The 20,708-nt window shown below is 56.6% G+C and carries 19 protein-coding genes; 11 read left to right on the top strand and 8 right to left on the bottom strand.

Annotated features, from left to right (window positions below):
* Window position 1: 1 nt before the first annotated feature.
* The 3 genes from kdpC to VI01_RS04405 all read left to right on the top strand — a co-directional run bounded on the left by kdpC (window position 2) and on the right by VI01_RS04405 (window position 4,012).
* Window positions 2–574 (top strand): potassium-transporting ATPase subunit KdpC, encoded by a 573-nt coding sequence (gene kdpC, locus VI01_RS04415; protein WP_045814117.1) that lies wholly within the window; start codon window positions 2–4, stop codon window positions 572–574.
* 210 nt (window positions 575–784) lie between these two features.
* The gene (gene kdpD / locus VI01_RS04410) at window positions 785–3,460 is read left to right on the top strand and encodes a two-component system sensor histidine kinase KdpD (protein WP_045814116.1); all 2,676 of its coding nucleotides are present in this window, start codon (window positions 785–787) and stop codon (window positions 3,458–3,460) included.
* Window positions 3,461–3,514: 54 nt separating this feature from the next.
* Entirely contained in the window at window positions 3,515–4,012 is a 498-nt protein-coding gene (locus VI01_RS04405; RefSeq protein WP_045814115.1) for a TIGR00645 family protein, read from the top strand.
* Between the two features lie 284 nt (window positions 4,013–4,296).
* Here the strand turns inward: VI01_RS04405 and VI01_RS04400 are convergent, their stop codons facing one another.
* Window positions 4,297–5,226, bottom strand: a complete 930-nt coding sequence (locus VI01_RS04400) for a LysR family transcriptional regulator (protein WP_045814114.1) — start codon at window positions 5,224–5,226, stop codon at window positions 4,297–4,299.
* Window positions 5,227–5,318: 92 nt separating this feature from the next.
* Here VI01_RS04400 and VI01_RS04395 point away from each other — a divergent pair, with 92 nt between their 5' ends.
* The 4 genes from VI01_RS04395 (at window position 5,319) to VI01_RS04380 (ending at window position 9,621) form a co-directional block, all read left to right on the top strand.
* Window positions 5,319–6,527, top strand: coding sequence for an MFS transporter (locus VI01_RS04395; RefSeq protein ID WP_045814178.1), 1,209 nt, complete (start codon window positions 5,319–5,321; stop codon window positions 6,525–6,527).
* A gap of 53 nt (window positions 6,528–6,580) precedes the next feature.
* Window positions 6,581–7,930 carry a sodium:proton antiporter gene (locus VI01_RS04390; RefSeq protein WP_045814113.1) on the top strand — a complete coding sequence of 450 codons (1,350 nt, stop codon included), beginning with the start codon at window positions 6,581–6,583 and terminating at the stop codon, window positions 7,928–7,930.
* Between the two features lie 26 nt (window positions 7,931–7,956).
* Entirely contained in the window at window positions 7,957–8,304 is a 348-nt protein-coding gene (locus VI01_RS04385; protein ID WP_045814112.1) for a YaeQ family protein, read from the top strand.
* A 471-nt stretch (window positions 8,305–8,775) separates the two neighbouring features.
* Complete coding sequence (locus VI01_RS04380; protein WP_038649806.1) at window positions 8,776–9,621, top strand: alpha/beta hydrolase; 846 nt, start codon at window positions 8,776–8,778, stop codon at window positions 9,619–9,621.
* Between the two features lie 111 nt (window positions 9,622–9,732).
* Here the strand turns inward: VI01_RS04380 and VI01_RS04375 are convergent, their stop codons facing one another.
* The gene (locus tag VI01_RS04375) at window positions 9,733–10,650 is read right to left on the bottom strand and encodes a bestrophin family protein (RefSeq protein WP_045814111.1); all 918 of its coding nucleotides are present in this window, start codon (window positions 10,648–10,650) and stop codon (window positions 9,733–9,735) included.
* Between the two features lie 254 nt (window positions 10,651–10,904).
* Between VI01_RS04375 and VI01_RS04370 the strand changes: the two genes are divergently transcribed.
* A complete protein-coding gene (locus tag VI01_RS04370) occupies window positions 10,905–11,546 on the top strand; it encodes a hydrolase (RefSeq protein ID WP_045814110.1) in 642 nt (213 codons plus the stop codon).
* A 1-nt stretch (window position 11,547) separates the two neighbouring features.
* On the opposite strand, the gene VI01_RS04365 is transcribed toward VI01_RS04370, so the two are convergent.
* Complete coding sequence (locus VI01_RS04365; RefSeq protein WP_045814109.1) at window positions 11,548–12,450, bottom strand: LysR family transcriptional regulator; 903 nt, start codon at window positions 12,448–12,450, stop codon at window positions 11,548–11,550.
* A gap of 95 nt (window positions 12,451–12,545) precedes the next feature.
* Between VI01_RS04365 and VI01_RS04360 the strand changes: the two genes are divergently transcribed.
* Window positions 12,546–13,367: an SDR family oxidoreductase gene (locus VI01_RS04360; RefSeq protein ID WP_045814108.1), complete on the top strand. Its 822-nt coding sequence runs from the start codon at window positions 12,546–12,548 to the stop codon at window positions 13,365–13,367.
* On the opposite strand, the gene VI01_RS04355 is transcribed toward VI01_RS04360, so the two are convergent.
* Complete coding sequence (locus tag VI01_RS04355) at window positions 13,364–13,702, bottom strand: DUF488 domain-containing protein (RefSeq protein WP_369801858.1); 339 nt, start codon at window positions 13,700–13,702, stop codon at window positions 13,364–13,366. The genes VI01_RS04360 and VI01_RS04355 overlap by 4 nt on opposite strands.
* Before the next feature lie 247 nt (window positions 13,703–13,949).
* Between VI01_RS04355 and VI01_RS04350 the strand changes: the two genes are divergently transcribed.
* On the top strand, window positions 13,950–14,966 hold the full coding sequence (locus VI01_RS04350; protein ID WP_045814107.1) for an NAD(P)-dependent alcohol dehydrogenase: 1,017 nt from the start codon (window positions 13,950–13,952) through the stop codon (window positions 14,964–14,966).
* Window positions 14,967–15,010: 44 nt separating this feature from the next.
* Here the strand turns inward: VI01_RS04350 and VI01_RS04345 are convergent, their stop codons facing one another.
* The 4 genes from VI01_RS04345 to VI01_RS04330 all read right to left on the bottom strand — a co-directional run bounded on the left by VI01_RS04345 (window position 15,011) and on the right by VI01_RS04330 (window position 19,593).
* Entirely contained in the window at window positions 15,011–15,790 is a 780-nt protein-coding gene (locus tag VI01_RS04345; protein ID WP_045814106.1) for an L-threonylcarbamoyladenylate synthase, read from the bottom strand.
* A gap of 257 nt (window positions 15,791–16,047) precedes the next feature.
* Window positions 16,048–16,980, bottom strand: a complete 933-nt coding sequence (locus VI01_RS04340) for a nucleoside recognition family protein (RefSeq protein WP_038644224.1) — start codon at window positions 16,978–16,980, stop codon at window positions 16,048–16,050.
* A 230-nt stretch (window positions 16,981–17,210) separates the two neighbouring features.
* Window positions 17,211–18,824, bottom strand: a complete 1,614-nt coding sequence (locus tag VI01_RS04335) for an FGGY-family carbohydrate kinase (RefSeq protein ID WP_045814105.1) — start codon at window positions 18,822–18,824, stop codon at window positions 17,211–17,213.
* Window positions 18,825–18,843: 19 nt separating this feature from the next.
* The gene (locus tag VI01_RS04330) at window positions 18,844–19,593 is read right to left on the bottom strand and encodes an SDR family oxidoreductase (protein WP_167540443.1); all 750 of its coding nucleotides are present in this window, start codon (window positions 19,591–19,593) and stop codon (window positions 18,844–18,846) included.
* Between the two features lie 108 nt (window positions 19,594–19,701).
* Between VI01_RS04330 and VI01_RS04325 the strand changes: the two genes are divergently transcribed.
* Window positions 19,702–20,700 (top strand): LacI family DNA-binding transcriptional regulator, encoded by a 999-nt coding sequence (locus tag VI01_RS04325; protein WP_045814176.1) that lies wholly within the window; start codon window positions 19,702–19,704, stop codon window positions 20,698–20,700.
* Window positions 20,701–20,708: the final 8 nt, after the last annotated feature.

The raw sequence follows: 20,708 nt of genomic DNA, 5'->3' as shown, positions 1-20,708 counted from the left end.
AATGAGTCAGTTACGTCCGGCTATTGTATTGTTAATACTGCTGACGCTGTTAACCGGCGCGGTTTATCCGTTGCTGACCACGGGTTTGGCGCAGTGGTGGTTCCCGTCTCAGGCCAACGGCTCGTTGATCGAGCAAGATGGCGCGGTGCGCGGCTCCGATCAAATCGGGCAAGCCTTCAGCCAGCCGGGACACTTTTGGGGCCGCCCGTCGGCCACCGGCGATACGCCTTACAACGCGTTGGCTTCCAGCGGTAGCAATCTGGCGGCGAGTAATCCGGCGCTGGATAAAGCCGTGGCGGAACGCGTGGCTGCGCTGCGCACCGCCAATCCACAGGCTCCTGCTGCGGTACCGGTTGAGCTGGTGACGGCATCGGCGAGTGGACTTGATCCGGATATTTCGCCGGAAGCCGCACTTTGGCAGGCACCCCGTATCGCTGCGGCACGCAATATGGCGCTGAAGGATGTGGAAGCGTTGATTGCCCGCAACACCGAACGCCCGCTGCTGCCGTTTATCGGTGAAGAGACGGTGAACGTGCTGCGACTGAATATGGCGCTGGATGCGTTGCAGGGATAAAACCCGGTACACATCAATACGGCATTGAATACGATGCGGTTTATAACGAGGTGCGCATCAATGCGGCATTGAATACGATGCGGTTTTTGACCAGGTGCGCATCAGTGTGCACCCTACAGGTTTGTAGGGGCGTCATTTATGGCGACCGTTTTGATGAGCGCGCCGATGACGACTACGCGATTTGTCGCACGTTGGTATGACGGATAACGAATGAACGATGAAATCACCCGCCCGGACCCCGATGCGCTGTTGCTCAATCACAGTGACAGCCATCGCGGTAAGCTGAAAATCTACTTCGGTGCCTGTGCGGGCGTGGGCAAAACCTTCGCCATGCTGCAGGAAGCACAGCGCTTACGTTCGCAAGGCCTTGATGTGCTGGCGGGGGTGGTGGAAACCCATGGGCGTGAAGAAACCGCTGCGCTGCTCAACGGCCTGGCGGTTTTGCCACGTCGCGCCACTGGGCGTTCACGGCACGCTGAATTCGACCTCGATGCGGCACTGGCACGCCACCCGGCAGTGATTCTGATGGACGAATTGGCGCACACCAACGTACAGGGTTCGCGTCATCCCAAACGTTGGCAGGACATCGAAGAGTTGCTGGAAGCGGGCATCGACGTGATCACCACCGTTAACGTGCAGCATCTGGAAAGCCTCAACGATGTGGTGGGCGGCGTGACGGGCATTCAGGTGCGCGAAACCGTACCCGATCCGTTTTTCGATAGCGCCGATGAGGTGGTGCTGGTGGATCTGCCACCGGACGATCTGCGTCAACGGCTGAAAGAGGGCAAAGTCTACGTCGGCGATCGCGCTGAACGTGCGATTGAAAACTTCTTCCGCAAAGGCAACTTGTTTGCCCTACGCGAACTGGCGCTGCGCCGTACCGCTGATCGTGTTGATGATCAGATGCGGGCCTGGCGCGATCAGCAAGGCCGCGACAAAGTGTGGCACACGCGCGACGCTATTTTGCTGTGCATCGGTGACGACACCGGCAGCGAAAAGCTGGTGCGCACCGCTGCGCGTTTAGCCGCCCGTCTCGGTAGTGAATGGCATGCGGTGTATGTAGAAACCCCGCGCCTCAATCGCCTGCCGGAAGCGCGTCGTCGCGCTATTCTGCGCACCCTGCAACTGGCGCAGGAACTCGGTGCGGAGACGGCCACGCTCTCTGATCCCGATGAAGCCCGGGCCGTGCTGCGTTACGCACGTGAGCACAACCTCGGCAAAATTGTCACCGGACGCCAGCCACAGCGACGCTGGCGGCGCGACAGCTTTGCTCAGCGTTTGGGGCAGCTCGGCCCAGACCTCGATTTACTGGTGGTGGCACTGGATGAACCGGTGCGCGACGCGCCGCATCCGCTGGGCGGTAAACAGGCCAACAGTGATAAGTGGCGGCTGCATCTGCGCGGCTGCCTGATGGCGATTGCGCTGTGCATTCTGGTGACGACCGTGGGTCGCTGGCTGTTGGTGGAGTTCGATCCGGCCAACGGCGTGATGATTTATCTGTTGGCCGTGGTGTTAGTCGCGCTGCGCTTTGGCCGCTGGCCTTCGGTGTTTGCCACGGTGATCAATATCCTGGCCTTTGACCTGTTCTTTGTCGCCCCCACCGGCACCGTGGCGGTATCGGATTTGCAGTATCTGGTGACCTTCGCGGTGATGCTGGCGGTAGGGGTGATCGTCGGGAACCTGACAGCAGGCGTGCGCTATCAGGCTAAAGTGGCGCGCTATCGTGAACAGCGTGCGCGCCATCTGTATGAGATGGCGAAATCGCTCGGCAGCGCGCTTACGCCGCAGGATATCGCCGCCACCAGCCAGCGCGTGATTGATGTCACCTTGCAGGCACGCAGCCAGCTGCTGCTGCCGGATGAGCAGGGTGAGTTACAGGCGGTGGGTGAGAGCAGTATTGGTACGCCGCCCGATCTCGGCATCGCCAAATGGAGCTTTAGCAAAGCGCAACCCGCAGGGGCAGGCACCGATACCTTGCCTGCGGTGCCGTATCAAATTCTGCCGTTGAAAAGCGGGAGTCACTGCCGGGGTTTATTGGTGGTTGAGCCAGAGAATCTGCGCCAACTGATGATTCCCGAACAGCAGCGTCTGGTGGAAACCTTCACGGTGTTGATCGCCAACGCGCTGGAGCGCATGGCGCTGTCGCAGAGTGAAGCGGCCTCACGGCTGGCGGCAGAGCGTGAGCAACTGCGTAATGCCCTGCTATCGGCACTTTCACACGACCTGCGAACCCCGCTGACGGTGCTGTTCGGTCAGGCGGAAATGCTGATGCTGGATTTGGCCGGGGAGGACTCAAAATATGTCGGGCAGGCCAATCAGATTCGTGAGCAGACGTTAAGCACCATTCGGCTGGTGAGCAATATGCTGGATATGGCGCGTATTCAGTCCGGCGGTCTTAACCTGCGCGAAGAGTGGGTGGCGCTGGATGAAATGATTGGCGGCGCGCTGAGCAGTATGGGGCCGTCGCTAACAGGACACGATTTTGCACTCGATTTGCCGCCGGAATTGGTGCTGATCAAAGGCGACAGCGCGATGTTAGAGCGCGTGTTCACCAACCTGATTGAGAACAGCCTCAAATATGCCGGTAACGCCGCGCAGCATGGCATTCGCGCCTGGCGTGATAAAGAGCGGCTGGAGATTGCGGTGTGGGACAACGGTCCGGGCATCGCCGTTGAGAACATGACGCGTATTTTCGACAAGTTTGCGCGCGGTGATAAGGAGTCGGCTGTGCCCGGTGTCGGGCTGGGTTTGGCGATCAGCAAAACCATAATTGAATCCCATCGCGGACGCATCTGGGCGGAAAATCGACCGGAAGGGGGCGCAGAGTTTCGCTTGTCACTACCGCTGCCAGCGGCCCCTGAAATTTCTGAAGAACCGCTGAAATAACTTCACACAAGTTCGGTTATAATCGACCACTTGTCTGTTGATTAATGGGAAATTATGGAACGTTTTATCGAGAACCTGATGTATTCATCGCGCTGGTTGCTGGCACCGGTTTACATTGGACTTTCGCTGGGGCTGCTGGCGCTGACCGTTAAATTTTTCCAGGAAATTTTTCACCTGTTGCCCAACATTCTCAGCATTGCTGAGAACGATCTGATTCTGCTGCTGCTGTCGTTGGTCGACATGACGCTGGTCGGCGGCTTGCTGGTGATGGTGATGCTCTCTGGCTATGAAAACTTTGTGTCCAAGCTGGATATTGATGAGAACAAAGAGAAGCTGAGCTGGCTGGGCAAGATGGATTCCGGCTCGCTGAAGAACAAAGTCGCGGCCTCAATTGTGGCGATTTCATCGATCCACTTGCTGCGCATCTTTATGGACGCGCGCAACGTCGAGAACAGCAAGCTGATGTGGTACGTGATTATCCACCTGACCTTTGTGCTGTCGGCCTTTGTGATGGGCTGGCTGGATAATATGTCGAAGGTGGAGAAGAAGTAATGTCGTGTGCCGGGTGCGCATCAATGCGCACCTTACGATAATCAGCATCACCCCCAAAATCTGCACCCTACGAAAAATCCACATCATTCCCGAAAGTCTGCACCCCTGGTAAAATCAGCATCATCCCCGAAAGTCTGCACCCCTGATAAAATCAGCATCATTCCGCGTAGGGGCGCCACTCATGGCGCGCTGGTCAAACACCGCAATAATATTGCGCCCTGGTTAATCACGGCGTTGCTACTTCACCCTGTTCAAACACCGCGTTGATGTTGCGACCTGGTCAATCACCGCACCGGCTGTGCCCCGGCCAGTTTCGGCATAACTTCCCTAATCATCGCGAAAAAATGCCGCATCCTGGCAGGATAATAACTGGCCCACGGATAGGTGAGCCACACCGGTAGCGGCGGTGCTTGCCATTCGGGCACCAGTTGAATCAGATTCCCTTCGGCCAAATCCTCCTGTACCACCCACGAAGAGATAATCGCGGCGCCCATGCCCGCCAGGGCGGCTTTGCGGACGGCATATAAACTGTCACTGGCGAGACGGGGCGCAATCGCCAGGTTCATCGGCTGAGCATCACTCAACCGCTGTAGCGCCAGCTCGTTGCGATAAAAGCTGGTTAATGCCAGCCAGGGCAAGTCGGGGAGTTGAGTGACGTCCTCCACGGGCGGATATTGCGCCAGCAGTGAGGGCGCCGCCACCACAAAGCGTGGGACCTCAGCCAGTAGAATCGCCACCAGCGAGGGATCGTTCACCACGCCAACCTGAATCGCGCAGTCGACATTTTCGCTGATGAAATCTGGCGTGCGGTCATTGAGCATCCACTCCACCGTCAGGCGTGGATAGCGCTGCAGATACGCCACCAGTGGGTCAATCAGTTGGTCCTGGCCAAAAGCGTGCGGCGCCCGCACGCGCAGCGTACCGATTGGATCGTCGTTGGAACCGGTTAGCTCATCTTCCAGCGCATGCCAGGTTGCCAGCAACTGTCGCGCCTGGGCATAGCAGCGCTCACCATCATCGGTGAGTTTCAGTGCGTGGGTGGTACGCAGAATCAGCTTGAGACCCAGCCGCTGTTCTAGCGCCTGCAAACGGCGACTAATGGTGGGCTGCGTGGTGCCCAACTGTGCCGCCGCCGCTGACAGCGACCCACTTTCAACAATGCGGATAAAGGTCTGCATCAATTCAATGCGGTCAATACTGGTTGGATTGTTCATACGCACCACGCATAACAGTTCTGTTATTGATGAGTCTACCGCGTATGGCCGTGACGCGCTTTAATAAGCGCACTTTCACGGGGGAATCCACTATGTCAGCCATTTCGCAATCTACTGCATTGCCAGCTGAAAAACTGCCAGCGCCGCTGGTGTTCACGCTTGCTGCAGGTGCCGGGCTTAGCGTGGCATCGATTTACTACAGCCAGCCGATGCTGGATATCATCAGCAAACAATTTAACGTCGGTATCGGCAGCGTGGGTATGGTGCCAATGCTGACCCAGGCGGGATATGCACTCGGTATTCTGCTGCTGGCACCGCTCGGTGACCGCCATGACCGCCGCACCATTATTCTGATAAAGGGCCTGATGCTGGTCGCCGCGCTGTTGCTGTGTGGCTTCTCTGGCGGCCTTAACGCGTTACTGATCGCCAGCTTTGTCACCGGCTTAACCGCTACCGTGGCGCAGGACATCGTGCCTGCTTCGGCGGCTCTCGCGCCAGAGCGCAGCCGCGGTAAAACCGTTGGCACGGTGATGACCGGCTTGCTGGTCGGTATTCTGCTGTCACGCGTGGTGAGCGGCGTGGTGGCGGAATATCTGGGCTGGCGTACCATGTACATGGTGGCGGCGGTTGCCGTGCTGTTGATTAGCCTGGCGCTGTGGCGTGTGTTGCCGCGCTTCAAACCGGGCACCTCTGTCAGCTATCCGCGTCTGCTGCTGTCGCTAGCGCACCTGTGGCAGCATCACCAGACGCTGCGCCGTGCGGCGATAGCACAGGGTTTGCTGTCAGTGGCATTCAGCGCTTTCTGGTCAACACTGGCGCTGATGCTGAGTGAACGCTTCCATTTTGATAGTGCAATAGCGGGGGCATTTGGTCTGGCGGGTGCAGCGGGTGCGCTGGCGGCGCCGTTGGCGGGAAGCGTGGCGGATCGCATCGGCCCTGCACGTGTCACCCAGTATGGTGCCACGCTGGTGATGGCGTCCTTTGCGCTGATGTTCCTGCTGCCACTGTTGCCGGTTCCGGCTCAGATCGGCCTGATCATCATCAGCACCATCGGCTTCGATTTGGGCGTGCAGGCCACGCTGGTGGCGCATCAGACACTGGTCTACAGCCTGGCACCAGAAGCGCGTAGCCGACTGAATGCGCTGATGTTTACCGTGGTATTTATCGGCATGGCGACCGGTGCGGCACTCGGAAGCCTGGCGCTGGCGCACTTTGGCTGGACCGGCGTGGTGGCGCTCTCCACACTTGCCGCTGCGCTTGCGTTGCTGATTCGTCTGGCGAGTCGTCAATTGAAAAACTGATCGTCAATCCTGTGCCAGGATTAAGGGAGAATGTTATTTAAAAACGGAGCGTTATGAACTTCCTGGCCTGGACCGCCGCCACCGGTGGTCTGTTACTTCTGATGTCACTGGCTTCCGGTTGGATACACCGTGGGCCAGTGACCTCGTTTGGGCTCTACCTGCTTGCAGGCATCTTGTGTGGTCCGTGGGTCTTCAATCTGCTGCAAATCGACATCATCGGGCACGCCAATCTTGCCGCCCACCTCACCGAAATCGCCATGGCAGCCTCGCTGTTTATCACCGGGCTCAAGTTACGTCTCCCGCTCAACGCACATGCCTGGCGTGTCGGCGTGCGATTGGCCTTCCCCGCGATGTTGCTTACCGTAGGCGGTATGACGCTGCTGGTGCATTGGATGACCGGCTTCGATTGGGCGCTGTCACTGGCATTTGGTGCCATCGTGGCACCCACCGACCCGGTACTGGCGAGTCTGATTTCCGTCAACGATGCGCGTGATGATGACGCGTTGCGTGTGGCGCTCTCCAGCGAAGCGGGCATGAACGATGGTTCGGCGCTGCCGTTGCTAATGTTGGCGCTGCTGTTGCTGGCGCCTGAAAGCATGGATATCAGTCATTGGGGCACATGGGCGTTGAAAGACGTGTTGTGGGCTATCGCGGGCGGGCTGGGTATCGGTTATTTGCTAGGACGTTTGATCGGGCAATTAGCGACCCAGTTGCGCAGCGCCCACGAGGATATTGCCCCCAACGATTTTCTCGCACTGGCCCTGATTGCGCTGAGTTATGCAGCGGCGCAAGCCGTGGATGCTTCTGGCTTCCTCGCCACCTTTGCGGCGGGCGTGGGGCTGCGACGTGCGGAACTGCGGGTGGTGAAGCACTATCCGCAAGAGGAGTTGTCAGAAGAAGAGCAATACCTGCCCGCAGAAGCGCGGGTCAATCCCAACCAAAGGCTGGCACACGGTGGCAGCGGTATGGTGAAATCAGTGGGCCTGGTGGTCGGCGATGCGTTGTCATTTGGTGATACCATCGAGCGGCTGCTGGCCGCCGCGATGATGGTGGTGCTGGGAGTCACACTGGCGCAGCACTGGAACCTGACCGGCATTGGCCTCGCACTGCTGCTGTTCGTGATAGTGCGTCCGCTGGCGGTGTGGATCACCACCTGGCGCTGCGAAATTCCCCTGATGCGCCGCCTGCTGATTGGCTGGTTAGGGATTCGCGGCATCGGCAGTATTAATTACATCGCTTATGCCTGGGTGCACGGCATGCGTGGCCCGCAGGCAGAGCAAATGGTGGATATGGCGTTGACGTTAGTGGTGTGCAGCATCGTGCTGCACGGCATCACGGTGACGCCGTTATTAAACTGGCGTGCCGCCCGTCAGGCGGCGCGTGCGCAACATAATCAAAAGTGATTTTCTGGAAATTACTGGAGTCTGTTATGAAAGCCATATTGATCGCCCTCGTTGGGCTCTCGCTTTCCGCCCCTCTCTTCGCCGCTGACGGTGATAACACCAGCGAAGAGAATGTGTATGCCAGCCAGCTATGCCATCTGGTGAGCACGGAAAAAAAGACCAGCGATCTGGATACCTATACCGCGAAGATGAAGTCTCAGCTGGCCGCCAGCCAGTCTTCTTCGGCGATGGATAAGCCTGAATTCAATGAAGAAACGGCGCAGGAAGTGATCAGCGCCTGGATGGAACTGGGCGAGGATGAGCGTGCGCAGCTGCGCCATAATCAGCAGCAGTGTGAGCAAACTGTGATGACCCAATTCCAGCAGCAAGATTAAATCCCCGTCATACTTCAAACTGTAGCGGCGTTGGCTGCGTTTGTTCGCCCCGGTCACTTACTACAGTAAGCTCCCGGTGACTCACGCACTTGCCGCCTTGCCACAGCTCGAATTATTTAGGGGATTAAATCCCCGTCATACTTCGCACTGTAGCGGCGTTGGCTGCGTCTGCTCACTCCGGTCACTTACTGGAGTAAGCTCCCGGGGTGAGAGGGATTGCATCCACGCCATACCTTGAGCGTTAGCGGCAAATGTTATGCAAATTAACGATAAAATAAGCGCCTTTTTAGGCGCTTTTTTAATGGATCTTTTGTACAAAATGCGTACATAATCGCCAGCGTTGAAATCAGACACGCATCACATAACGAGACGCAGCCCACAAGGCTGACATGTTTTTTTCAATACTGGCTACTGGGCATGAAACTTACACGGCGTCACTTTTTGTTGGCAACCGGGGCAACCGCGCTCTCGATGACCACAGGCAAACTGTTTGCCCGTGATGACATCATCCCATTGTGGCCTGACGATCCGCCGGGCGGCGGCGGGCCGTCTGGACTATTGAAAGTCAGTATGAACGGCTCCTGGACAAATATCGTTTCTCCAGCCATTCAACGCTTCCGGCCTGAAAATCCGAATGGCGAAGCGGTGATTGTGGCGGCTGGCGGCGGCTACCGCTTTATCGGCATGGGGCGCGAAGCCTGGCCCGTCGCGCGTTGGTTGAATGCCAATGGCTATACCGTTTATGTGTTGAGTTATCGCTTGCCAGGAGAAAAGTGGCAGGCGGGCAACCTCGCGCCGCTGCAGGATGCGCAGCGCGCTATTCGTCTGGTGCGTTCGATGGAACGTAAAGTGCACTTGCTCGGCTTCTCTGCCGGCGGACATCTGTTGGGTATGGCGGCCGCGCGCCCCGATTTCACCACCTATCCTGCGCAAGACCCGCTTGACCAGATCCGTCCAACGGCCGATAGCGTTGGCCTGATCTACCCGGTCATCACCCTTGAAGCGCCGTATCAGAACACCAAGACGCACCTGATGATGGTAGGCGATCACGCGACGCCCACCCAGGAAGCGAACTGGTCAGTGCAGAATTATGTCACCCGACAATATCCACCGACGTTCCTCGCCCAGGCGGAAGATGATCACACCTCCAATCCCCATAACACTGAAATGATGCGCGATGCCTGCCGTCGTATGCAGGTACCGGTCGAGTTGATTGAACTCAGCAGTGGCGGGCACGGGTTTGGTCTGGGTAAAGCGGGTTCGCCTGCCGCGCTGTGGGATCAGGCGTATGTGCGCTGGCTGGATCTGCACAGCTAACCGGACAGAAAAACAGATTACCCAAAGAGACTGACCACAAAAGTGTTATCTATGGAGTCGGTCTGATCTGCTCGTCCTGTGCCGGTTGTGCGCGTCTGACACATGGACGCATCACGTCAAATTAAAATAGCGATCCGGCTGATGCGGTTCCGGCAGCGGGAAATCGTTATTCATCGCCTTCAAATTACGTTCGATATTGACGCACAGCGCATCCAGCGGCAGATGATTAGGCGCAGTGCCAAACGGATCTTCCAACTCCTCGGCCAGTGACTCCAGCGACAGGAAGGTGTAGGAAATAAACACCGACACCAGCGGCGTCATCAGATGCAAATCCGCCACCAGCGCAAACGGCAGCAGGGTACAGAACAGATACACAGTGCGGTGCAGAATCAAACTGTAGGCAAACGGGATCGGCGTGCTGGCCAGACGATCGCAGCCTCCCAGATATGCCGACAGCAGATTGAGATTCTCATCAATACTCTGCCAGACAATATCCGATACCAACCCTTCATCGCGCCGCTGCGCCAACCACTCGCCCATACATAACAGCGTCTGCGAGGTCGGCATAGGGTGGCCCAGCACCGCGCGTTGCCATTTTTCCGGCAGCAAACGCGCTAAGTCAGCCTGCGCATCGGTTTTGCGCAGTCGGTGTTTCAAGGCCCAACTGAATGCCAGCTGCAATCCAATAAACTCCTGCACCTGTTCTTCACTGACGCCACGAATCGTTTTTATCTGACGCAGCAGCGAGCGCTGGGCGATGTGCGTATTGCCCCACAGCGTGCGTGCCTCAATAAAGCGTGCATAGCTGGCGTTGTTGCGGAAGCCGAGAAACACCGCGATCGACACACCAATCAAGCTGAATGGTGCCGTGGTGAGGTGAATGCCGAACGTGGAATACCAGGGATAACCGATGATGGCGATCACCGACATCAGCAGGTTGAGTGACAGGCGAAATACAATGCTTACCAGTACCGAGCCATGCCAGTCGAACAGCCGGAGGAACCAGTGTTGATGAGGACGTACGATCATTTTTGCGATGGTGTTTTTTATGATTTAGTCAGCACAGGTTACGCCCGTCATTGCCGTATAAGCAATGCGAAAGTCAGGTATTTTCACCACAAATACAGACGCTGTAAGCTGGTTTTATCTTTATAAATCAATCTTCTAAAAACAGTTTGAACAAGTTGTAAAATTCTTTGCGTTATCTCTTCGCGGCCCCTTTCTCTAAAGTTCATTCCAGCAGCACAACACCCAAATTTAAAAACACTTTAGAGGAATACATCATGTCTAAACTTGACCTGCTCGACCCACAGAACTCTACTCTGATCTTCATCGACCACCAGCCGCAGATGGCCTTCGGCGTCGCCAATATTGATCGCCAGCAGCTCAAAAATAACACCGTCGCTTTGGCAAAAGCGGGCAAAGTTTTCGACGTGCCGGTGATTTATACCTCTGTAGAAACCGAAAGCTTCAGCGGCTACATCTGGCCAGAACTGCTGGCGGTGCATCCGGAATCCAGGCCGATTGAGCGTACTTCCATGAACTCATGGGAAGATGCCAAATTCGTTGAAGCCGTAAAGAAAACCGGTCGTAAAAAGCTGATTATCTCCGCACTGTGGACGGAAGTGTGCCTGACCTTCCCGGCCCTGATGGCGCTGAAAGAGGGCTTTGAAGTGTACGTGGTGACCGATACTTCAGGTGGCACCAGCGTCGATGCCCACGAGCGTTCGATTCAGCGCATGGTACAGGCCGGTGCGGTGCCAGTGACCTGGCAGCAAGTATTGTTGGAGTACCAGCGCGACTGGTCACGCAAAGAAACCTACGATGCGGTGATGGATCTGGTGCGTGAGCACAGCGGCGCATACGGCATGGGCGTGGATTACGCTTACACCATGGTGCACAAAGCGCCACAGCGTCAGGCTTGAGTTACGACTGGCGCGGCAGGCTGATTTTCAGCGCATCGATAAACAGCCGCAGCGCCATCGACTGATGCTGGTTGGGCGGGAACCACAATGCCATCCCCGCCGACTGCACCCGCCAGTCGGCGAGCAGTTCCACTAACTGACCCGATTGCAGCGCCGCTTCGGCGTAAAGCGACGGTACATAAGCAATGCCCAATCCGCTGATGGCCGCGCTGGTCATCAGCGCGTTATTGTCCAGCGTAATCAAGCCCGGCACATCTATCTCACCGCTCTCTCCCGCCTTTGCATACTCCCAGCGATAGCGCTTGCCGCTTGGCAGCCGGTGGCGAATGCACTGCTGTTGCAGTAAATCCTGCGGCTGCTGCACCGGCGGGTGCGAGGCCAGATATTCAGGGGAAGCGACGGTGATAAAGTGCAATGGACCACCCAGCGTAATCGCCACCATATCCTGCGGCACATCTTCCATTAACCGAATGCCGGCATCGAATCCGGCTGCGGTGATATCCACCAGTTCACCTTGCGCGGCTAGATCGAGCTGGATATTGGGGTACTCGGCGCAAAATCCCGGCACCACCTTTTCCAGCAGGATGCTAATTGCCGCATCGCTGGCGCTGATGCGTAAGGTGCCTGTGTGCTGCTGGCGGCGCGCGCTGACATCGTGCAGCACTTCATCCATTTCATTCAGGAGTGGAGCGAGGCGATCGATGAGCTGTTGCCCGGCATCGGTGAGCGATACGCTGCGGGTTGTGCGCTGAAAAAGCTGTACCCCCAGATTCTGTTCAAGCGTTTTCACCAGATGGCTGAGTGAAGAGCGTTTCAGGCCGAGCATCTCAGCGGCGCGACGGAAGCTGCGTTGCTCACCCAGTGTTTTAATGGCCTGCAATTCATGCCAGGAAGGTCTTCTCATTGGTGGATTTTCCTCACCAGGTCATGCGCGATTAGGGAGACGATAGCCACCAGTAAAGCGATCTATCATCGGGTTTTCAACCGGAGGACGACAAAATGAAAACCTGGTTAATTACCGGTGCCAGCAGTGGGCTGGGCCGTTTAATGAGTGAAGATTTACTGGCGCGTGGCGATCGCGTGCTGGCTTGCGTGCGCCGCATTGAGGCAATGGCAGATCTGCAAGCGCGATACGGTGAGCAGTTACAGGTCATGATGCTGGATTTGGCGAACACCGCCAGCATTGCGCCAGCCATCGCGCAGGCATTTGCCAATGTTGAGCGCGTCGATGTGGTGGTGAGCAATGCCGCTTATGGTCTGTTTGGTGCTGCGGAAGAGCTGAGCGATGCGCAGATTGATCGCCAGATCGCCACCAACCTCACCGGCTCCATTCAGCTGATTCGCGCCGTGATTCCATTGTTGCGCCATCAGGGCGGCGGGCGCATCGCGCAGGTTTCCTCGGAAGGTGGGCAGGTGGCTTATCCCAACTTCAGCCTTTATCACGCCAGCAAGTGGGGCATTGAAGGATTTGTTGAAGCAGTACGGCAGGAAGTGGCCAGCTTTGGCATCGATTTCCTGCTGGTAGAGCCGGGGCCAACCGCCACTAACTTTGGTGCCGGATTGGATATTGCCGAGCCGCTGGATGCTTATCATGATTCGGCTTCAGGCCAACTGCGCCGCGCGATCTTGTCGGGTGATTTCGTGATTAAGGGAGATGCCGCAAAATCTGTCACCGCCATGATCGCCACACTGGATCAGCCTGCCATGCCGCTGCGCTTAGCGCTGGGCAGCACAGCGTTTGACAATATTGAGGCCGCACTGGAACGGCGCCTGGCTGAGTTACGTGCGCAAAAAGCCGCCGCGTACGGGGCGGATGTTTAATCCAGCAGTTGCTGCAATACGGTAATGTGGCTCTGCTGATCGAGTTTGGTGGCGGTCAGCAGCGTCACTTTTTGCTTTTCCATCCGCTGTTTCAGCTCGGCGAGCGCTGCGTTTTGTTGCAACTCGGCACGATACTGCTTTTCGAAATGGGCGAAATCAATGGTTTCGCTGTGTAGCGCTTTGCGTAATGCGGCAGAAGGCGCGATGTCCTTCAACCACGCATCGCAGTGCAGATCGACTTTTTTAATGCCACGCGGCCACAGCCGATCGACCAAAACCCTGTAGCCATCCTGTTCGCTGATCTCGTCATAGACCCTTTTCACATCAACCATCATTGCGCTCCTTTACCGCACATTGTAGCAGGCAGGGATTGAGCATAACTGCCACACTTAGCGTCAGTTTTTACCAGGTGCGCATAAATGCGCACCCTACGATTGAACATGAAACCCTGGGATTGCCATTTATCTGGTCGTATACACGGCATCCAACAGGGTGGGGTCGCCATGTATCTGATCGAACACACTGCACCCAACATTGTAGGGTTGCCATTTATGGCGACCGTTACCAAGGAGAACTGCAATCATGCAAGCGATGATCCTGAAACAGCCCGGTGGTTTAGCGCATCTGCAACTGGCGGATCTGCCCGATCCGGGTAAACCCGCCGCCGGAGAGATCCGCGTGGCGATCCACGCGACGTCACTCAACTTCCACGATCTGCTGGTGGCTGATGGATCGATTCCTACCGAGCAGGATCGCATCATGATGGCGGACGGCGCGGGTGTGGTCGAAGAGGTCGGGGCGGGCGTCACGGACTTTAAGCCCGGTGACCACGTGGTGTCCTGCTTCTTCCCGCAGTGGCAGGACGGTTTACCCTTTGCCCAGGTCGGCAATTTCACCCAGACACCCGGCGATGGAGCAAATGGTTTTGCCGCTGAAGTGGTGGTGCGTCCGGCCCATCACTTTACGCTCGCCCCGCGTGGCTGGCGCCATGCTGAAGCGGCAACCATTACCACGTCCGGCCTGACGGCGTGGCGCGCATTGGTAGGGGATGCACAAATCAAAGCGGGCGATACCATCGTCACGCTCGGTACCGGCGGCGTGTCGATCACCGCACTGCAAATTGCCAAAGCGATGGGTGCACGGGTGATTGTCACCTCCTCGTCAGATGAGAAGCTCGCCAGAGCACAGGCGCTGGGTGCCGATGCGGGCATCAACTATCGCAGCACGCCGGAGTGGGGCAAAGCCGTTCAACAGCTGACGGATGGCAAGGGGGCCGATGTGGTGATTGAACTCGGTGGGCCGGGCACCATGGCGCAGTCGATCGAGGCAGTGCGCGTCGGCGGTCATATTGCGCTGATTGGCGTACTGACCGGGCGCGAAGGGGTGATCCCCACCTCGCTGTTAATGGCAAAACAGGCACGTATTCAGGGCCTGATTGTCGGGCATCGCCGTCAGCAGCAGGACTTTGTGCGGGCGTTAGAGCAAACCGGTATTCGCCCCGTGATCAGCGACAGCTACGGTACCTTGAGCGACCTGCCAGCGGCGTTTAAACATCAGCAGTCAGCAGGGCATTTCGGCAAGATTACGGTGGAGTGGTAATAAGGTGAGCCTGTTTCCCCTATAAGGAAACAGGCGTCAGCACATCAGTAGTAATCACCGTGGCGGTAATCCCATGATGGGAAGATATCTGACAGCAGCGCCATGATTTTATCGACATCCAGGCCTTTACGAATCAGCACCGGGCACGGCGTGATTTTACGTTCACCGTTTTGCTGCGGGATCAGACGACCTTCGCTATCCACCATCGACACCATCACACCCTGTTCGTAGCGCACTTTATTTTCGTCGTTGGGCTGAATGGATTTCACGTAGTCATTGGCTTCAATAATTAAATCAGCACGCGCTTCAATACGTTCGCCAATACCTTCAACCAGACCACGGTTTCCCTGACCCGATGGGTTGGCGGAACTGGCGAAGGAGAATTTCCCGTGCTCTTCCCACAGCGCTTTCGCAATATTTTCACCGGGACGGCCAAATTTAATCACGAAGCAGCTGGTCTGGCGTCCATCCATCATCAGTTCTTTAGAACCGTCAGCCGGAATACGCGCCAGCGCCTCTTCGCGCCACGGTAAAATACAGCCCAGCAGGATATCTTGATCCCAATGCTGCTGATAAAGCTGGTCAATTTCCGGCGTCAGTTGAGCCAGTGAACGCAGTTGTTCCAGCGAGCCACACAGCACTACGCCAGGCTTGTTGCGCTTGCGCTGCTTGGCTTCGAACTTACGCTCTAACCCGGCTTTATCGGAGGTCATGATGATGTAACCGACTTTCGTTGGGCTCACAATCATACCGCCGTCTTGTGACAGAATGTCGATGGCTTCAGGTTGTAACCCGCCATTCCACGTTATTTGTTTACCGCTCATGGATCTACCCTATCTGCGTATCAATAGATGACGTGCAGGAATATTACCTGCAATGAAATTAAGGAATTAATTAACCGGATATTAAGTCGGGATTAATTTTTTTGCAAAACCATGCTGGCGATAATAGTACGATATTTAAAAGCTTTGCAACTGATGAAAATAACGATGGAATGTATAGGGTTAATTTAAAATAACACGCGGGAATTGTAGTGTTATTTAAACAGGGCGCTGAATAAGCCTTTCAGCGCCAGGGTTAATTAAAATATCAGGGCGTGTGCCACACCGCGTAGCGCGATGCCAAGAATAATGCCCGGCACGGCGAAACGAAACAGACGCGGGAAACGGCTCGACAGACCCAGGAAGATACCAATACCCGGCAGGTCAAAGGTCTGAATCAACCAGCCCGCCGAGGCATTAATGTTATGCGCGCTGTAGAGCCCCTTTTCCACCAATCCCGCCACCACGCCGTAATACGCAGTACCGCCTGCCAGACATTTGGTCAGGGCAGGCAGAATGTAGACTTCGGAGATGTTGAGCCTATCCAGCAGCGGAGAAACCAGCCGGGTGAGCATCTCAATGCCACCGGATTCTTTCAAAATGCCGACCACCGAAAGAGACAGAATCAGCATCGGCAGTGAGCCCAGCGCCAGGCGAATCGCATCCGCACCCGCACTGTTGATGATGGCAATCAGCCCCATCTTGCTTTCATTATTCGCAACGGCTTCATCTTCATTGAGCAGCGCCGCATCAGAAAGTTTGCGGCCAAAGAAGTGGTAAGTGGCCGCTGCGGCCAGCACGCCGCCGCAGATGGAGATCAGCAGTGCCGCAGTCCAGTTCAGTCCTGCGGGAATCAACGGATAAAACGCGTTGGCTTGCCCCATGGCAAACAGCATCGCCAGCGTGGCCGCCATATGACGATCGGAGGTGCCGCGCTTTTCCATAATCGCTAATGCCGCTAACGGCGCAGCGAAACTGACAAAGTTCAGTTGGATCAGGGCAAATAACGCCAGCCCGGTAATACCCAAAGGTTTTAATAACGGAGTGGAATGACGAACCACAAAATCCAGCACGCCTTTCACTTCCAGATATTTCATGATGAATAGCATCACCACCATGATAGGAATAAGCGTGTACAACGCGACATCTACCGAGGCTTTGCCCGCAGACATAATAATGCTGATGATATTCATGCGGTTGCCTGAACCTCGAACCACGGCTTAATACCGATAAACATGCTGCTCCCCTTGCCTTAAAAAATGCATAAAAATGCCAGCGCGAAGTGCGCTAGCTAAGGGATTAATAGTATCCCGGTGGCGTAAGCTTGAGTAGTGAAGAAATTAAATTTTATCTTGCAGGAAATGGCAGGGTGAAATAACCGTGCACCGACGTTTGTGCGGCGCACGGAAATATTATTCGACGTTTATTCGCTTATCTGACGAATATTACGCGCGGTACTCTGCAATAATTTAAATGCATCATAACGGTGCTGATGCAGTGGCGAAACCGACGGCTCCGGATGCCAGCCCTTTTCATCGGTGGTCATGTTGGCCATCGCCGAGGTGACGTCGGAATATACGCCACTGGCGGCAGCGGCAAGAATCGCTGAACCCAGTAATACCGGCTCAGGGCAGTGGGTGGATTGCACAGGAAGCTGGCAGCTGTCCGCCAGCAGTTGGCGTACCAACGAGTGTTGCCCCGCGCCGCCGCTGATGACAATCGACTGCGTGACAATGCCTTTGCTGGTTTGCGCCTCAATGATTTGGCGCAGGCCGTAGCCGAGGCTGCACAAGCCAGCGATATACAGTGCGATCAGGCTGGCCTCGTCATTATCCATGCCCAAACCGCAAATCACCGCTCGCGCGTAAGGGTCGCCAAAGGGGGCGCGATTACCCGCAAATTCCGGCACGATATGCAGACCTTCGACTAAATCCACCGTTGCTGATTCACCGCGAGCGTGCTGCAAAGCCTGTTCCGCGAGGTACACCGGCAGTGAAAGGCCAGCGGTATCGGCGGCCTGCTGTGCCCTTGCAGCCGCTGGATGCATCTCCAGCAGGCGATCGATGGCGGCGCCCGCCGCGCTTTGTCCACCTTCACTCAACCATAAACCCGGCACCATCGCCGAGTAATACGGGCCCCACACACCTGGCACAAATGCGGCCTCACGCGTGGGTGTCATGGTGCAGGATGAGGTGCCAAATACGTAGGCGAGTTTGTCTTCCGGGCTGCCATCTGCGCCCAACGTACCGACGCCACCTGCATGGGCATCGATTAACCCAGCGGCCACTGGCGTGCCTGCGGGTAAACCGAAGTCGGCGGCGGCCTGAGTGGTTAAACCGCTTCCACATGGCGTGCCAGGCTCGACGATGCGTTGCCCAATGCGCGCAAACTTCTCCTGGGCGAATTCCGGTAAACCAATGGCGTGGAAGTAGTCGCTATCCCAGCGCTGTTCATGCGCCAGATAGTTCCATTTACAGGTGACGGTGCAGGACGAACGGGTACTATCGCCCGACGCGCGCCAGCTCAGGTAATCGGTCAGGTCAAAGAAGTGAGCGGCGGCCTGGAACGTCTGCGGGTTGTATGTTTTCAGCCACAATAGCTTTGGCATCTCCATCTCCGGTGAGATGCGTCCGCCCACATAGTCGAGCACCGGATGTTTCGTCGCGTTGATGGCATCGGCCTGCTGCGTCGCGCGATGATCCATCCACACAATGATATTGCGCTCCGCCTCGCCATCCGGGCTAACGGGCAACGGTTGCCCCTGTTCATCGATCACCACCAGCGAGCAGGTGGCATCGAAGCCAATGCCCGCCACCGCAGCGGGATCGATAGCGGCAGTGGCCACCGCCTCGCGCACGCAGCGGCTGACCGCCTGCCAAATCTCATTGGCGGATTGCTCCACCACATGACCGTGGGCGCGGAAGGTGGTGATGGACTGCTTTGCATGACCGAGCAGATTTCCCGCGCGGTCAAACACGCCCGCACGAGCGCTGGCCGAACCCACATCGACACCAATCAAATATTTTTCGTTACTCATGCTGCTGCACCTCGGCTGGTTACAGGTCAACGCTGTTGGGGAGGATAACGATATCGCGCACCGTGACACCCGGCGAACGCGTCACCATAAACAGCACCGATTCCGCTACTTCAATGGGCTGCATCAGGCTGCCATTGGCCAGCGCGTCCTCCAGCTTCTCCTGCGGCCAGTCATCGAGCAGGGCAGTGACCACCGGCCCCGGCAGCACTGCACCGACGCGCACACCATGCTGCGCCACCTGACGACGGGTTGAATGCACAAAAGCCTGCACCGCAAATTTAGATGCGGTGTAGATCGGTTCCCAGACCACTGGCACCACGCCCGCAATCGAACTGGTGAAAATGATGTCCCCCGATTTCTGCGCGATCAGATGCGGCAGCACCGAACGCACACAGCGAAAGGCCGCGCTGGTGTTGAGTTTCAGTACGCGATCCCAGATATCGGGATCGCCTTCCGCCACCGGCCCGCCAATGTAGGCACCGGCATTGGCGTGGAAAATATCGAGGCGGCCCGCCAGCTTGAGAATGTCATCGAGAATCCCGTCAACCTGTTTGCCGTCCATCAGGTCAATCTGCAGCGGCAGCGCTTGTGGACCCAGTTCCGCCACCAGCTGCTGCAACTTGTCGCCATCGCGATCGATCAGGACGACTTTCGCCCCGGCCTGCAGCAGCACTTTGCTGCATTCCAGACCGATACCGGAGGCAGCGCCAGTAATGGCGGCGACTTTTCCGTTGAGTGGGTTATGCATGGAGAAGAGGTTCGAGTTCATCTTATAATCCTTTATCAATGGCGTTTTGGGTGGTGCTCAATCGATGAAGCACAAGTATCACCCCGACTTTTAACCAGCAACAAAAAGCGCAATAAAGGGATGGGTTCTGTGACGGGGATCGGCAAAAACAAGAAAACCACCATTTATGACCTCGCGGAACTCACGGGGGTTTCGGCAAGCGCGGTGAGCGCGATTTTGAGTGGGAACTGGAAGAAGCGACGCATCAGTGCCACTACCGCAGAGAAAGTCAGCCGGATTGCAGAAGAGCAAGGCTACGCATTAAATCGACAGGCCAGCATGCTGCGCACCACGCGCTCGAAAACCATCGGTATGATCGTGCCCAAATACGACAACCGTTATTTTGGCTCAATCGTGGAACGTTTTGAGCAGATGGCGCGCGATCGCGGTCTGTTCCCGGTGATTACCTGCACGCAGCGCGATCCGGGTTTGGAGCTGGAAGCGGCGCGCACCATGCTCTCCTGGCAGGTGGACTACATGGTGGTGACGGGGGCAACCGATCCCGATCGTATCACTGTACTCTGTCAGGCCGCGGGGGTACCCTCGCTGAATCTTGATCTGCCCGGTTCGCTGGCCCCTTCAGTGATTTCGGATAACTTCAATGGCGCATTGAGCCTGACGCGCAGCCTGCTGGAGAAGTGTCCGCAGCCGCTGATTTTTGTCGGCGGACGCGCCAGCGATCACAACAGTAAAGAGCGCCTGCGCGGCTTTTTGGCAGCACATCAGGAACGAGGCATTTCCGTGCCGGAGGAGAATTTGCTGCTGTGTGGCTATGAGCCGGAAAAAGCGCAAACGGCGTTGAAAAATCACTTTCAGCAGTATGTAACGGGGCAATTTGGCCTGTTTGTGAACTCGACCATTTCGCTGGAAGGGGTGGTGCAGTTTCTGCGTGCTGAGGGTCTGTTATCTGATGATAAACATCCGGCGATTGGCTGTTTCGACTGGGACCCGTTCGTCGCGCTGCTGTGTAAAGACATCAGCATGGTGAAACAGGATGTGGCAGGCATGATGGAAACGGTGTTCCGCCTGATGGAGAGCGGCGAGCAGGAAGTGACAGTTGTAGAAGTGCCGGTGCTGCAGATGCAGTAAAAAGGGCG

The sequence above is a fragment of the Pantoea sp. SM3 genome (assembly GCF_000963995.1).
Taxonomy (GTDB): Bacteria; Pseudomonadota; Gammaproteobacteria; order Enterobacterales; family Enterobacteriaceae; genus Pantoea; species Pantoea rwandensis_B.
The sequence above is the reverse complement of the archived record's forward strand: the minus strand, read 5'-3'. Positions and strand labels throughout refer to the sequence as shown.

Coding starts and splice junctions, on each gene's coding strand:
- VI01_RS04365 (WP_045814109.1), bottom strand. CDS start 12,450: ATGAGAAGACCTTCCTGGCATGAATTGCAGGCCATTAAAACACTGGGT.
- VI01_RS04355 (WP_369801858.1), bottom strand. CDS start 13,702: ATGATGGTTGATGTGAAAAGGGTCTATGACGAGATCAGCGAACAGGAT.
- VI01_RS04390 (WP_045814113.1), top strand. CDS start 6,581: ATGAACTTCCTGGCCTGGACCGCCGCCACCGGTGGTCTGTTACTTCTG.
- kdpC (WP_045814117.1), top strand. CDS start 2: ATGAGTCAGTTACGTCCGGCTATTGTATTGTTAATACTGCTGACGCTG.
- kdpD (WP_045814116.1), top strand. CDS start 785: ATGAACGATGAAATCACCCGCCCGGACCCCGATGCGCTGTTGCTCAAT.
- VI01_RS04405 (WP_045814115.1), top strand. CDS start 3,515: ATGGAACGTTTTATCGAGAACCTGATGTATTCATCGCGCTGGTTGCTG.
- VI01_RS04395 (WP_045814178.1), top strand. CDS start 5,319: ATGTCAGCCATTTCGCAATCTACTGCATTGCCAGCTGAAAAACTGCCA.
- VI01_RS04350 (WP_045814107.1), top strand. CDS start 13,950: ATGCAAGCGATGATCCTGAAACAGCCCGGTGGTTTAGCGCATCTGCAA.
- VI01_RS04335 (WP_045814105.1), bottom strand. CDS start 18,824: ATGAGTAACGAAAAATATTTGATTGGTGTCGATGTGGGTTCGGCCAGC.
- VI01_RS04400 (WP_045814114.1), bottom strand. CDS start 5,226: ATGAACAATCCAACCAGTATTGACCGCATTGAATTGATGCAGACCTTT.
- VI01_RS04360 (WP_045814108.1), top strand. CDS start 12,546: ATGAAAACCTGGTTAATTACCGGTGCCAGCAGTGGGCTGGGCCGTTTA.
- VI01_RS04330 (WP_167540443.1), bottom strand. CDS start 19,593: ATGAACTCGAACCTCTTCTCCATGCATAACCCACTCAACGGAAAAGTC.
- VI01_RS04370 (WP_045814110.1), top strand. CDS start 10,905: ATGTCTAAACTTGACCTGCTCGACCCACAGAACTCTACTCTGATCTTC.
- VI01_RS04380 (WP_038649806.1), top strand. CDS start 8,776: ATGACCACAGGCAAACTGTTTGCCCGTGATGACATCATCCCATTGTGG.
- VI01_RS04345 (WP_045814106.1), bottom strand. CDS start 15,790: ATGAGCGGTAAACAAATAACGTGGAATGGCGGGTTACAACCTGAAGCC.
- VI01_RS04375 (WP_045814111.1), bottom strand. CDS start 10,650: ATGATCGTACGTCCTCATCAACACTGGTTCCTCCGGCTGTTCGACTGG.
- VI01_RS04385 (WP_045814112.1), top strand. CDS start 7,957: ATGAAAGCCATATTGATCGCCCTCGTTGGGCTCTCGCTTTCCGCCCCT.
- VI01_RS04340 (WP_038644224.1), bottom strand. CDS start 16,980: ATGAATATCATCAGCATTATTATGTCTGCGGGCAAAGCCTCGGTAGAT.